The following is a 13,867-nucleotide window of genomic DNA, read 5'->3' as shown; positions in this document are numbered from 1 at the left end:
ATGGCGATAAAAGTTCGGAAATTCATTAAAAACGTAGTGAATAGTTGTTTTCTGGCCTTTTTTATAATAAACTGAAAGTACTATACTAAGGACGGAAAAAATAATGACTATTGATCGTTTACTCGAAAAGCTAGACCCTGCCAGCCCGATCTTACAGGCGACTTTTGGACTGGAGAGAGAATCCCTACGCGTGACAGAGGCTGGGACACTGGCATCAACTCCCCATCCCAGCTCTCTGGGTTCTCGGAGTTTTCATCCCTATATCCAGACAGATTTTAGCGAGCAACAGCTCGAATTGATTACGCCCATTTCCTCTTCAACTCAGGAGGCTCGTCGCCTGCTGGGTGCCATCACCGATGTAGCTGGACGCTCCATTCCCAAAGATGAACTCATGTGGCCCTTGTCCATGCCTCCCCAACTCCGAGAAGACGAGATTGAAATTGCCCACCTCGAAAATACCTACGAACTCCATTATCGGCAAGGTTTAGCGGAAAAATATGGCAAACGCCTCCAGACCATTTCCGGCATTCATTACAATATCGAGTTAGGAAAAGATTTGATGACGGCTCTCTTTGAGGCTAGTGGCTTCGCATCGCTCAAAGATTTCAAAAATGCCCTCTATCTCAAATTGGCTCGTAATTTCCTCCGTTTCCGCTGGTTCTTGACCTATCTTTATGGTGCGGCTCCACTGGCAGAAGCTGGCTTTTACGATGAGCCAGTTGAGGCTCCTGTTCGCTCACTCCGCAATAGCCATCACGGCTACGTCAATGACGAGCATATCCATGTATCATTTCGCTCGCTGGAAAGCTATGTTTCGGACATCGAATCCTATGTCAAGTCTGGCGACCTAAGTGCGGAAAAGGAATTCTACTCGCCCGTGCGCTTTCGCGGTCAAAAACGAAATCGAGATTACCTAGAACAAGGCATTACTTACTTGGAACTGCGCTGTTTCGACCTCAATCCTTTCGACGTTTTGGGCATCAGTCAAGAAACCTTGGACACGGTCCATCTCTTTCTCTTGGCTCTATTGTGGCTGGATGATGTGACAGATAGCGATACACAGCTACAAGCGGCTCATGCTCTCAACGATGCCGTTGCTCTGGCTCACCCCTTGACGCCTCTACCTGCAGAGGCCGACAGCTCTGCTATTCTCCAAGCTATGGAAAATGTGATTCAGCATTTCAATCTCCCTGAGGCCTACCGCCAATTGCTAGCGCAAGTCAGAGCTACGCTGGCTGAGCCCAAGCTGACTCTGGCAGGGCAATTATTGCCCCATATTGAAAAGAATTCCCTATCAGCATTTGGACTGGCAAAAGCACGGAAATATCGAGATTACGCCTGGACTGCACCCTACGCCCTCAAGGGCTACGAAAAGATGGAGCTGTCCACTCAAATGCTGATGTTTGACGCTCTCCAGAAAGGACTCCACCTCGAAATTTTAGATGAAAACGATCAATTTCTCAAGCTCTGGCATGGTCAGCATGTGGAGTATGTCAAAAACGGAAACATGACCTCTAAGGATAACTATGTCATCCCTCTGGCCATGGCCAATAAAACAGTCACCAAAAAGATTTTGGCAGCAGCTGATTTTCCTGTTCCGGCTGGGGCAGAGTTTTCTTCTCTTGAAGAAGGACTGGCCTACTATCCTTTGATTAAAAACCGACAAATTGTTGTCAAACCTAAGTCAACTAACTTCGGACTGGGCATCTCTATCTTCCAAGAACCAGCTAGCCTGGAAGCCTATCGCAAGGCTTTGGAGATTGCTTTTTCAGAAGACGCTGCCGTCTTGGTGGAGGAATTCATCTCTGGAACGGAATACCGCTTCTTTGTCTTAGACGGTCAATGTGAGGCAGTCCTCTTGCGCGTGGCAGCTAATGTCGTTGGAGACGGTCAACACACCGTGAGAGAATTGGTTGCCATCAAAAACGACAATCCCCTGCGCGGTCGAGACCATCGATCACCGCTCGAAATCATTGAACTGGGAGACATTGAGTTGCTCATGCTGGACCAGCAAGGCTATGGAGCAGATGGTATCTTGCCTGCTGGAGTTAAAGTTAACTTGCGGCGCAATTCCAATATTTCTACTGGCGGAGACTCGATTGACGTCACAGACAGCATGCACCCATCTTATAAAGAACTAGCTGCGGACATGGCAAAGGCTATGGGAGCTTGGGCTTGTGGCGTTGACCTAATCATCCCTGACAGCTCTGCTATTTCCACAAAGGAAAATCCCAACTGTACCTGCATCGAGCTCAACTTCAACCCCTCTATGTATATGCACACCTATTGCGCTGAGGGGCCGGGGCAAAGTATCACACCTAAAATACTGGCCAAACTTTTCCCAGAAATGGACTGATAAAACAAGAATCGCAGGGGATTCCTTGCGATTCTTGTTTGCCCACTTGTGATAAAAAAGAACTCTTGCGCTTGCTTGCAGGAAAGGAAGCAAAGCTCTTTCTTGATGAGGCAAACATTCTCATCAAATCTAAAAGTGCGATTGAATATATCAATCTTTCTCCTTCAAAAACCAGCTTTTATGTTAAAATAGAGATATCATATTGAGAAGAAAGAGAAAGGTTCATGTCAAGAAGAAAGAATTATTCTAACCAGCAGCCGGAATGGTTTAGCTGGATTTGGATACTTGCAATTATTTTTGGTTCTGGAGTGGTAGCCAGCTATCTGATCCCCATTGCTATTTTGGGAGGTATTGGCTACGGAATCTATCGCTACCAAAGGCAGAAAAGAGTTCGTATTGAAGCTAAACAAGCCAGCATTGGCCGTATTGAAGATTTAAAAGCAGAGATTGGGCAGGCTGACCGCCGTATTAAAGAATTAGAAAGCTACCAAGAATACGGCAAGAAGGAAGATTACCAGGATTTAGCTCTGCAAATTCTTCCCCAACTCACCTATATCAAAAACGTTGCTAAAGAATTGCGAGATGAAATCCCTGCCTCTGTCTACCAGCGCATTCAGACTAAAATTGCTACTGTAACCGAAGAAATTGATAAACAACTGCAAAAGATTGAACGTGAGAAAAGGCAAAAAGAAGCGCAGCCTAAGAAAACTAGTCTAGAAGAGCTAGCCCCAGAATTGGTCGCTACGGTTCACAATATTCAGATTGACCACGAGGCCATTCTGCAAAAAATCTCTCAATCCGAAAGCAACAACAAGGAAGAACTGACTGCCATCCATCAGTCCCAGATGGAGCACTACGAAGATATTTTAGAAGGCTACCTCAAAATCAAAGCTTCTCCCAAAGATTTTTACAATGCAGAGGAGCGACTAGCCAAAGCCAAAGCAGCTATCGAGCAGTTTGACTTGGACCTAGACGAGGCGCTGCGCCAATTAAATGAAGCTGATTTGAGAGATTTTGACATTAGCCTGCGTATCTTAGACAAAGAAAAGCAAACAGACACTGGCTTTTAAGCTAGATAAACCAAAGGAGAAACTATGAGCCAAGAATTTAATTTTGACATTGATAAAATTGCCAACAATGCCATTAGCAAAAGCGACAAAACAACAGAAATCATCGAAGCCAACACAATCCAAGAAAACGGACAGCTCACTTTTCTGGAAAAGCTGACTCCTGAGCAACAGAGCGCGATTACGGCTAAAGCGCCTCAGCTTGTGGATAATTTCGTGTCAGACCAAAATGCCTTGCTGGACTTTGGCCAATCTGCTGTAGAAGAGGTCAACGGTACTGTCAATCGTATCTTAGCCGAACAGAAAAAATTACAAATTCCTCAGGTAGATGAGCTCTTAAAAAACACTAACAAAGAACTCAATGGCTTTGTCGCAAAATACAAGGACGCTCAAGTAGCAGAACTAGACAAGAAGCCTAATTTCCTGGAAAAACTTTTCAAACAGAGCAAAAACACCCTTCAAGAATTCTATTTCGACTCACAAAATATTGAGCAGAAAATGGACGGCATGGCTGCAACGGTCGTCAAGCAAGAGGACGTTCTGGCTCGCAATATTGTTTCTGCTGAAATGCTGATTGAGGACAATACCAAATCAATTGAAAACCTCGTCGGAGTCATTTCCTTTATCGAAGCTGCTCAGCAAGAAGCTGGCAATCGAGCACTCAAGCTGCAGGCTGAAGTCGCTCAGCTAGATATGACAACCGTTGATTACCAAGTCAAATCGCAAGAATTAGCCCGAATGACAGAGGTGGTCAATACCCTAGAGCAGCAACACACTGAATATGTCAGCCGTCTCTATGTGGCTTGGGCAACCACGCCTCAAATGCGCAATCTGGTCAAGGTTTCTTCTGATATGCGACAAAAGCTTGGAATGCTCCGCCGCAATACCATTCCAACGATGAAGCTGTCTATCGCCCAGTTAGGCATTCTCCAGCAATCCATGAAGTCTGGTCAGGTGGCTGACGCCATCTCTAATGCCAATAACGCTGCCCTGCAAATGCTCGCTGAGACCAGCAAGGAAGTTATCCCTCAGCTGGAGCGGATTTCCCAAAGCCCTACTATCGCTGTCGAGTCTGTCACCAAGCTAGCAGAAAGCCTCGTCGCACAAAACCAAGGCATTATCGAAGCCATTGATAAGGGACGGGAAAAACGCGCTCTGCTAGAAGCGGCCGTCATCCAATCCGCAGAGACTATCAACAACTCTGTCAAACTGCGTGATCAAAAGATTATCCAAGCCCTGCTGGATCAAGGCAAGGAAGCCCAGAAAGAATTAACTTTAGAATAAGTAAAAGAGCCATCCAAGCTCTTTCAACTCGTAGACAAACGTCAAAATTGATGTTTGTCTTTTTATATTCTCCAAATTTTTTAGTCAAGAAGACAAAAATACACTCAACTCTTATGAAGAATTAAGTGCATTTTTTGGAAAAGTATAATTCTTTACAGACTTTTGACTGCCGCAATGGCTGCATCATAATCTGGCTCGGTGTTGATGTTATCCACATATTCAGCGTAAGTCACAGTGTTGTTTTCGTCCAAGACAAGGACTGCACGGGCTAAAAGGTGCCATTCATTGATGAGGACAGCATAGTCACGGCCGAAAGAATGGTCGAAGTAGTCAGATAACATGACAGCATTTTCGATGCCTTCAGCAGCACACCATTTGCCTTGGGCGAAAGGTAGGTCAACTGAAACCGTGATAACAACGGTATTATCCAAGTCAGAGAGTTCTTGATTGAAACGACGAGTCTGAGTTGAGCAGACACCAGTATCGATAGACGGTACGATGCTGAGGACTTTCTTTTTACCAGCAAAATCAGCCAGAGTTTTCTTTGAAAGGTCAGTAGCTGTCAGGCTAAAATCGTGGGCTGTGTCGCCGACTTGAAGTTGCTGACCCGTAAAGGTTACAGGATTTCCGAGAAAAGTTGTCATAGGAAGTCTCCATTCATGTTTGATAGCTCCATTGTACTGCGAATTGTGATTTTTTTCGAATAATTTGACCGAAAATTTGAGAGCGACTCCATGTGAAACTTGTTCTTCAGAAATAAAGAGGTTAGGATTTTATCTTCCCAACCTCTTATTATTATTTAGACAGACCTTCTGCAATCTTTTCTAAGTTGTATTTCATCATGCTGTAGTAGCTATCACCCTCTTCGCCTTTATCAGCGATTGAGTCAGTAAAGATTTTAGCGTAGATCGGAATGTTGGTGTCTTTAGAAACGGTCTTCATCGGACGGTCGTCTACACTTGATTCCACAAAGAGAGATGGCACTTTCGTCTTGCGTAGTTTTTCAACCAAAGTTTTAATTTGGTCTGGAGTCCCTTCTTCTTCAGTGTTGATTTCCCAAATATAGGCAGATGGCACATTGTAGGCCTTAGAAAAGTATTTGAAGCAACCTTCGCTGGTTACAATCATTTTCTTTTCTTCAGGAATGTTGTTGAATTTCTCTTTGGCTTCCTTGTCCAAAGCGCTTAATTTTTCCACATAAGCTTTAAGATTTTTCTCGTAAGTTTCTTTGTTAGCTGGGTCTTTTTCGCTCAAACGCTTAGCAATGTTTTGAGCATAGATGATCCCATTTTCCAAGTTGAGCCAAGCATGAGGGTCTTCTTTCCCTTTTTCACTTTGGCCTTCCAAGTAAATCACGTCCACACCTTCGCTGACAGCATAATAGTCCTTGTTTTCTTTCTTCTTAGCATTTTCTACTAATTTTGTGAACCAAGCATTACCGCCTGTTTCCAAGTTGATCCCATTGTAGAAGATCAGATCCGCTTGGGAAGTCTTTTTGACATCTTCAGGCAGAGGCTCGTATTCATGTGGGTCTTGGCCGACAGGTACGATACTGTGCAAATTGATCTTATCGCCAGCGATATTCTTTGTAATATCCGCAATAATCGAGTTGGTCGCAACAACATTCAATTTTGAAGAACCAGTCTCGGTACTGCTTTTTTGACTAGAGCAGGCTGCTAGGCCGACAAAAGCCAGCAAAAGCAGAACTAAGAAACGACATTTTTTCATTGGAAATCCTCCATAAATATATTATTTTACTTTTCTTTTTAAATACCGCTGTTTTGGTGCGATAAAAAATGAAACCAAAAAGATCAGGGCAGAGGTTAGAACGATACTAGAACCTGCTGCAACATTAAAACTATAACCGATGAAGAGACCTAAAACAGATGCACCAGCCCCCAAGACAGATGACAATAAAATCATGGTCTTGAGACTCTTGGCATAGAGATAGGCTGTCGCAGCTGGTGTAATCAGCATGGCCACAATCAGAATCGTTCCGACACTTTGCATGGCTGTGACAGATACCAGAGTCAATAGAATCATCAGCAAATAGTGGTAAAAATTCACCTTCATTCCCATAGCTTGGGCTAAGAGCGGGTCAAAGGACGTCAGCAAAAGTTGCTTGAAGAAAATACTAATGACCAGCAGCACTAAAATACCCACGCCAATACTAATCCACATATCAAGGTCTTGTACCGCCAAGATATTCCCAAAGAGAATATGGAAGAGGTCGGTCGAACTCTTGGCAACGCTAATCAAAATGATCCCCAGAGCCAAGAAGGAAGAAAAAGTAATCCCGATAGCCGTGTCACTTTTGATAATAGAATTGCCCTTGATGTAAGTGATAATGATGGAAGCTAGTAAGCCAAAGGTAATGGCACCGATGAAGAAATTAATCCCCAAAATATAAGACAGAGCCACACCGGGCAGCACCGCGTGAGAGATGGCATCCCCCATGAGTGACATGCCTCGCAGAATGATAAAACATCCAACGGCACCGGCCACCACTCCAATCACAATGGCTGTAATCAAAGCATTTTGCAGGAAATGAAAGTCATGTAAGCCTTGAATAAATTCCTGAATCATCCTAGGCACCTCCATTCATAAAGAGCTGAGAGCCGTAGGTCTGCTGCATATTTTCTTTGGTGAAGGTACTCTCAGTTGATCCGAAAGCGACGACTTTTTTGTTAAGTAGCAAGACCTGATCAAAATAAGCGACCACCTTGCCCAAGTCATGGTGGACAATCAAAATCGTCTTCCCGTCTTTTCTTAGCTGACGGAGTGTTTTCATAATAATCTCTTCGCTGACCGAGTCAATCCCAACAAAAGGCTCATCTAGGAAAATATAGTCCGCCTCCTGAACCAAGCAACGGGCAATCAAGACCCGTTGAAATTGCCCACCAGACAACTGGCTAATCTGCCGCTCAGCAAAATCTTCTAAACCAACGATTTTCAAAGCCTGAGCAACCTTTTCCCAGTCAGACGCTTTGAGGCGTTGAAAGAGCTTGATCTTAGGATATAAGCCCAGAGACACACACTCCTTAACCTTGATGGGGAAATTATAATCAATGTGAATCTTCTGCTCTACATAAGCAATCTTGTTTAATTCTTGCTTCATGGGTTTTCTGTCTAGAAAGGTCTGCCCCTCACTATCAACAATTCCTAACATACCTTTTATGAGAGTTGACTTTCCAGCCCCGTTTGGTCCGATAATCCCTGTGATAGTCGGTCCTTTTATTGTCAAAGAAGTTGGTTCTAAGGCCAGCTGTCCTTGATAACTGACACTTAAATTTTTCATTTCAATCATTGTTACACCTCTTTTGTTTTAATATACATTAAAATGAAAATTAAGTCAAGTTAATTTTTAAAAAATCCTTAAAATCAATATAGGAAATATTTGAAAAAAAAAGCTAATTTTGATAAGGTTATATCAAAAGCAGGAAAGCGAGAAAAACATGACACGTTTACAAGATGATTTTTATGACGCCATTAATGGCGAATGGGCCAAAACGGCCGTTATCCCAGATGACAAGCCTGTAACCGGCGGCTTCACAGATTTATCAGATGAGATTGAAAAGCTGATGCTCTCCACTACCGATAAATGGTTGCAGGGTGAGGAAGTTCCTGACGATGCTATTTTGCAAAACTTTATCAAGTACCACCGTTTAGCAGCTGACTATGACAAGCGGGAAAAACTCGGTATCAAGCCTGTTTTGCCTTTGATTGCGGAATACCAAGCACTCAACTCCTTTGCAGAATTTACCACAAAGATTGCCGAGTTTGAACTGGCTGGTAAGCCCAATTTCTTTCCTTTTGGTGTAGCGCCTGACTTTATGGACGCCCGTATCAATGTCCTCTGGGCAGATGCGCCAGGTACTATTCTCCCAGATACAACCTACTATGCTGATGGGCATCCTCAAAAGGATAAACTCTTGAAAAAATGGCGCGAATCTTCCGAAGCTTTGCTGCAAAAATTCGAATTTTCAGCAGAAGAAATCCAAGATTTACTGGATAAGGTTTTAGAACTGGATGCTCGAATTGCCAAAGTCGTTCTGTCACGGGAGGAAAGTTCAGAATATGCCAAGCTTTACCACCCTTACAAGTGGGAAGATTTCAAAGCCTTAGCACCGAATCTGCCTTTAGATGCGATCTTCACCCAACTCATCGGGCAAATTCCTGACCAGATTATCGTACCAGAGGAGCGTTTCTGGCAGGCTGCCGACCAATTCTACTGCGAGGAGACTTGGCCCCTGCTCAAGGCCGTGCTTATCTTTAACGCTATCGCGTCAGCTGAAGCCTACTTGACTGACGAAATCCGTGTCCTAGCAGGCGCTTATCGTCGCGCCCTGTCTGGAACACCTCAGGCGCAAGACAAGAAAAAAGCTGCCTTTTACCTAGCTCAAGCGCCTTTCAATCAAGCCATCGGGCTCTGGTATGCTGGACAAAAATTCTCCCCTGAAGCCAAGGCCGATGTGGAGCAAAAAGTAGCCAACATGATCCAAGTCTACAAGGAACGCCTCGCAAGCAATGACTGGCTAACACCAGAAACTCGGGACAAGGCCATTGTCAAACTCAATGTCATCAAGCCTTATATCGGCTACCCAGAGGAGTTGCCTGAGCGCTACGCAGACAAGATTGTGGATGAAAATCTCAGCCTCTTCGAAAATGCTCAGAAGCTTCGACAAGTGGAAATCAAGCATGGTTGGAGCAAGTGGAACCAGCCAGTGGATTACAAAGAATGGGGAATGCCAGCCCATATGGTCAATGCCTACTACAATCCTCAGAAAAACCTGATTGTCTTCCCAGCGGCTATCCTGCAGGCACCTTTCTATGACCTGTACCAGTCTTCTTCAGCCAATTATGGCGGTATCGGAGCGGTCATTGCCCATGAGATTTCCCATGCCTTTGATACCAATGGCGCTTCCTTTGATGAAAACGGCAGCCTCAACAACTGGTGGACGGAGCATGACTACCAAGCCTTTACTGAGCGGACTCAGAAAGTCATCGACCAGTTTGAAGGTCTAGATTCTTACGGTGCCAAGGTCAATGGCAAGCTGACCGTTTCAGAAAATGTAGCGGACTTGGGCGGTATTGCAGCCGCTCTCGAAGCAGCCAAGAAAGAAGACGATTTCTCTGCGGAGGAATTCTTCACCAACTTTGCCCGCATCTGGCGGATGAAGGGACGCGAAGAGTACATGAAGCTTCTAGCCAGCGTCGATGTCCATGCACCCGCTAAACTTCGGACCAATGTCCAGCTACCAAACTTTGACGACTTCTTTACGACCTTTGATGTCCAAGAAGGAGACGGCATGTGGCGCAGTCCAGAAGAGCGCGTGGTGATTTGGTAACAAACAAGTCATAAGAAGACATAATAACCTGACTAAAGGAGCTTCAGATAAAGTTCTTTGGTCAGGTTTTTATTTGTAGCTACAGAGATAAATTTTGATGATCAAATTATGCTATAATAGGAGATATCTGGAAGAAGGAGATCCTGATGTGGAATTCAAGGAAGAGCTAGGACAGAGAATTCAATCTCTAAGAGAAGAAAAAGGCTTGAGTCGTCAGGCCATTTGTGGGGAAGAAGACATTTTGACAACGCGGCAGCTACAGCGAATTGAGAAAGGCCAGTCTCTGCCTACCATCGCAACAGCTCTCTATATTGCTGAGCAACTGGAGGTATCACTGGATAGGCTAGCAAATAGAGAGCGATTCGAATTGCCATCAGGCTATCTTGAATTGAAGTATCGCTTGGAAAAGCTTTATCACTATGGCGATGGAGAACGTCTTCAACAGAGAGAAGAGATGATCGAGGAAATCTATCGGAAGTATTTCGATCAGCTCCCTGAGGAAGAACAACTTTATCTTCAGATTAAGCAGGCCAAGAATGATATGGTTTTAACGGAAAATATTGCCTATGATCAAGGCTTAATAGATGAATATCTGGATCAGGCTTTGGCCAAAGAAAAATTAACGGAAATGGATCTAGAAATCATTGATTTACGTCTGTTGGCGCTTGGTTTGAAAGATTTTGACAAGAAGGAGTTTACTTGTTTGCTAAACAAGTTACTTGTGGCAGTAGTTGATTATCCGACCAATGGATTGGAAAAAATCCAGGCCAGAATCATTTTTGCTGCGGGCGTCTTGTCACATTATCAAGAATATGACCTCCTACCTAAAATATTACGAGCCCTGGAAGAGCTGATGACTAGGAGAAATGATTTTCAAGATCGAGTCTTTAGCTATGCGCTTCAGTGGAAAATCGCTCTCTTCTTGGAAAACAATCGTGAAGAAGCTGAGGATAACTATCAAAAGATCAAGCTAATGCTAGAGCTATTGCCAGAAGATGTCCTTAAGGAGAATATGAGACTGGACTGGGAGCAGGATATAAGACGTTATAGTAAAATTGATGAATAAACAACTGAACTCTGTGAGTATAGGAACTCATAGAGTTTTTTTAATAGGACATGAATGTCCTCACACCTCTGTTTATTAATTTCTTATAATAGTGGGAGTATAAAAAAGAAGTTACTTCTTCTTGAGGAAGGAATTTGGTCATAAAAAATGGAAATTAGATTAAAAAATATTAAGAAAAACTATGGCTCCTTTGAAGCCTTGAAGGGAATTGATTTAGTTTTGGAAGAAGGCAAGTTCTATGGTCTTCTTGGGCCCAATGGTGCGGGTAAAACGACTCTCTTTAATCTCCTTATTCAAAATTTCAAACAAAGCTCAGGAGATATTAGCTGGGAAGTTGACGGACATTCTCTATCCACAAAAGATTTTTATCGCCATATCGGATTCGTTTTTCAAAGCAATCGTTTGGATGAAAATTTAACAGTAGAGGAAAATTTGGTATCTAGAGGTGCCTTGTATGGCTTATCTAAGGCCAAGGTCTTGGAGAGGATTAGGGATTTACAAAACTATCTAGATGTTGCATCTATTAAAAATAAAAAATACGGAAGTTTGTCAGGAGGGCAGAAACGCAAAGTAGATATTGCTCGTGCTCTGCTACCTAAACCATCACTTCTATTACTGGATGAGCCAACCACTGGTCTAGATCCACAATCTCGACATGATTTATGGGATGCTATCAATCAGTTGAATAAGAAAGATAATATGACGGTAGTTCTCATCACTCATTATTTAGAAGAGATGGCTGGATGTGATATTCTTCATGTTTTAATTTCTGGTAATCTTTATTACTCAGGAGATATTGCTACTTTTATCGAAAAGCATTCGACAACTAACTTGAATTTGCGCTTAAAAGAAGGTCAGTCTGTAACCTCACTGTCGGTATCGCAATTTATGAACAAATGTCAAGTTTTGTCAGAAAGAGAGATTGTTTTTAAAGATGTTTCTGTTGAAGAAATGATGGAAATTATTTCTGAAAACCAAGATAAGTCTATCATTGAAGCATTTAATGTGGAATATTCAAACTTGGAAGCAGCTTATTTGAACTTATTAAAAGAAACAGGAGGAGAAATGAATGTTTGAACTAATTTCTAGAAATAGGAAAGTATACACGCGAGATCGTTTGGCGTTTTTCATGTCATTCTTGTCAGTTATTATCTTAATTTTAGTCTATCAAGTCTTTATAGGCCAAATCCAGATTGATGCCATTAGGGAGGCGTTAGGTAGTGACACTGCTTCGAGCGATACGATTAAGATGGTAAACTATTGGTTGATATCAGGTTTGACGACGATTATTTCTATGACCAGTACTTTAGGAGCGTTTGGAGTAATGGTCTCAGATAAAGAAAAGAAACTGAGTGAAGATTTCAAGGTTAGTCCCATTTCTAATTTCAAGGTTGAACTATCCTATGCTATTTTTGCAATCCTATTTGGGATTATCCTCACCATGTTCTCTTGTGTCTTTGCGATTGGGATTTTCAATGGTTTTAGTTCACTTCTAGATTATTCGGCTATGGACTATCTAAAGATTTTTGGAATTGTTAGCTTATCAACAGTCCTATCAGCTACTATTGTTCTTCCTGTATTAGCCTTTATTCGAACAAGTTCAGCTTTTACCACTTTAAGTACGATCGTCGGTACCTTTATCGGATTTATTTCAGGAGTTTATCTTTCTATCGGATCGGTTGGGGAAACTTTGCGGCAGGTTATGACTTGGTTTCCTATGACACAAGTGAATGCACTTTTAAAACAAGTTTTGATGAAAGACTCAATTGCTCAAGTATTTGAGAGTGCTCCAAGTTCGGTGGTAAATGAATACAAGGAATCCTATGGAGTAGTATTGCAGAATGCTGGTGGGGATCATCTTTCTAATCAATTCATGCTAGTTTATATTTCACTTATTATTGTTGCTCTATTAACACTCCACTTTTTTATTAAAAAGGTTACGAAATGAAAGGAACCCTGGCTAAAGTTGTAGAAAAGTGAAGGCATATGCAAAAACCTGTTTAGGGATCCCTAAACAGGTTTTGTAGTTCTTTGATTTCTTTCATATAGCCGGCCGTGATGATACCAGCGGACAGAGCCACAATGGCGATTCCTAAAAAGGAAGAAATCATAGTAATAATTTTTCCAGTCGTTGAAACTGCATAAATATCACCATAACCAACTGTCGTCAGGGAAATGGTTGCCCAGTAGAGAGCGTCAAAAAAATTAGGAAACGTGCTGGATTCTACATTAAAAATGATAAGGGCAGAGATGAAGATATAGCCGAAAGCCAAAAGGCCCACGATCATCAAACTGTCCTTCTGCTTTTTTAAGACATTGGTCAGTATTTGGATATTTTTAGAATAGCGAATAAACTTGAAGACGCGCAAGATACGAAGCATGCGCAAAATCTTAAAGAGCCGCAAACTATTATTCAACAAAAAGAGAGAAGGTAAAATGCAGAGCAAGTCAGCCAGCGCCAGAAAGGTAAATGGATAGAGGAAAAAAGAAAACTTCCCCTTTTCCAATTTATAATCGGCCGTTACAAGCCGAAGGATATAGTCAATAATAAAAATAATCGTTGACACAAAATCCAATCACATGAAGATTCCGGTGTGACTCTTGGTGGTCAGGGGGATCAGGCTGACAATAATAGTCAGGAACATAAGCACATCATAGGCTTTTTCAATCGCATTTTCCTTTTGATGGGGCTCAACAATCTGAAATAAAATCTTCCTTGTCATCCTCAACCTCACTTTTTTAAACT

At 42.6% G+C, this 13,867-nt stretch carries 11 protein-coding genes and 1 pseudogene; 7 read left to right on the top strand and 5 right to left on the bottom strand.

Going from position 1 to position 13,867, the window contains the following annotated elements; genetic code table 11:
• Positions 1-103: 103 nt before the first annotated feature.
• The 3 genes from gshAB (at position 104) to FZ941_RS03695 (ending at position 4,707) form a co-directional block, all read left to right on the top strand.
• Positions 104-2,356, top strand: a complete 2,253-nt coding sequence (gshAB, locus tag FZ941_RS03705) for a bifunctional glutamate--cysteine ligase GshA/glutathione synthetase GshB (RefSeq protein WP_148886896.1) — start codon at positions 104-106, stop codon at positions 2,354-2,356.
• 224 nt (positions 2,357-2,580) lie between these two features.
• Positions 2,581-3,426: a hypothetical protein gene (locus tag FZ941_RS03700; protein WP_148886895.1), complete on the top strand. Its 846-nt coding sequence runs from the start codon at positions 2,581-2,583 to the stop codon at positions 3,424-3,426.
• Between the two features lie 24 nt (positions 3,427-3,450).
• The gene (locus FZ941_RS03695; RefSeq protein ID WP_148886894.1) at positions 3,451-4,707 is read left to right on the top strand and encodes a toxic anion resistance protein; all 1,257 of its coding nucleotides are present in this window, start codon (positions 3,451-3,453) and stop codon (positions 4,705-4,707) included.
• Between the two features lie 152 nt (positions 4,708-4,859).
• On the opposite strand, the gene tpx is transcribed toward FZ941_RS03695, so the two are convergent.
• The 4 genes from tpx to FZ941_RS03675 form a co-directional block, all read right to left on the bottom strand.
• Positions 4,860-5,351, bottom strand: coding sequence for a thiol peroxidase (gene tpx / locus FZ941_RS03690; protein ID WP_048766040.1), 492 nt, complete (start codon positions 5,349-5,351; stop codon positions 4,860-4,862).
• A 151-nt stretch (positions 5,352-5,502) separates the two neighbouring features.
• On the bottom strand, positions 5,503-6,435 hold the full coding sequence (gene scbA, locus FZ941_RS03685; protein WP_125372645.1) for a metal ABC transporter substrate-binding lipoprotein/adhesin ScbA: 933 nt from the start codon (positions 6,433-6,435) through the stop codon (positions 5,503-5,505).
• Positions 6,436-6,456: 21 nt separating this feature from the next.
• Entirely contained in the window at positions 6,457-7,293 is an 837-nt protein-coding gene (locus FZ941_RS03680) for a metal ABC transporter permease (protein WP_285874285.1), read from the bottom strand.
• 1 nt (position 7,294) lies between these two features.
• Positions 7,295-8,014 carry a metal ABC transporter ATP-binding protein gene (locus tag FZ941_RS03675; protein ID WP_148886892.1) on the bottom strand — a complete coding sequence of 240 codons (720 nt, stop codon included), beginning with the start codon at positions 8,012-8,014 and terminating at the stop codon, positions 7,295-7,297.
• 148 nt (positions 8,015-8,162) lie between these two features.
• On the opposite strand from FZ941_RS03675, the gene FZ941_RS03670 reads away from it, so the two are divergent.
• From FZ941_RS03670 to FZ941_RS03655, 4 genes are all read left to right on the top strand, one after another.
• Positions 8,163-10,055 (top strand): M13 family metallopeptidase, encoded by a 1,893-nt coding sequence (locus tag FZ941_RS03670; RefSeq protein WP_148886891.1) that lies wholly within the window; start codon positions 8,163-8,165, stop codon positions 10,053-10,055.
• Positions 10,056-10,203: 148 nt separating this feature from the next.
• Positions 10,204-11,121 (top strand): XRE family transcriptional regulator, encoded by a 918-nt coding sequence (locus tag FZ941_RS03665; RefSeq protein ID WP_148886890.1) that lies wholly within the window; start codon positions 10,204-10,206, stop codon positions 11,119-11,121.
• Positions 11,122-11,268: 147 nt separating this feature from the next.
• Entirely contained in the window at positions 11,269-12,198 is a 930-nt protein-coding gene (locus FZ941_RS03660) for an ABC transporter ATP-binding protein (protein WP_148886889.1), read from the top strand.
• On the top strand, positions 12,191-13,069 hold the full coding sequence (locus FZ941_RS03655) for an ABC transporter permease (RefSeq protein ID WP_148886888.1): 879 nt from the start codon (positions 12,191-12,193) through the stop codon (positions 13,067-13,069). Before FZ941_RS03660 ends, FZ941_RS03655 begins: the two co-directional genes overlap by 8 nt.
• A 52-nt stretch (positions 13,070-13,121) precedes the next feature.
• Here FZ941_RS03655 and FZ941_RS03650 read toward each other — a convergent pair.
• Positions 13,122-13,844: pseudogene (locus FZ941_RS03650) on the bottom strand (ion transporter).
• Positions 13,845-13,867: the final 23 nt, after the last annotated feature.

It is taken from the genome of Streptococcus sp. Marseille-P6264, assembly GCF_902460355.1.
Classification (GTDB): Bacteria; Bacillota; Bacilli; order Lactobacillales; family Streptococcaceae; genus Streptococcus.
The sequence above is the reverse complement of the archived record's forward strand: the minus strand, read 5'-3'. Positions and strand labels throughout refer to the sequence as shown.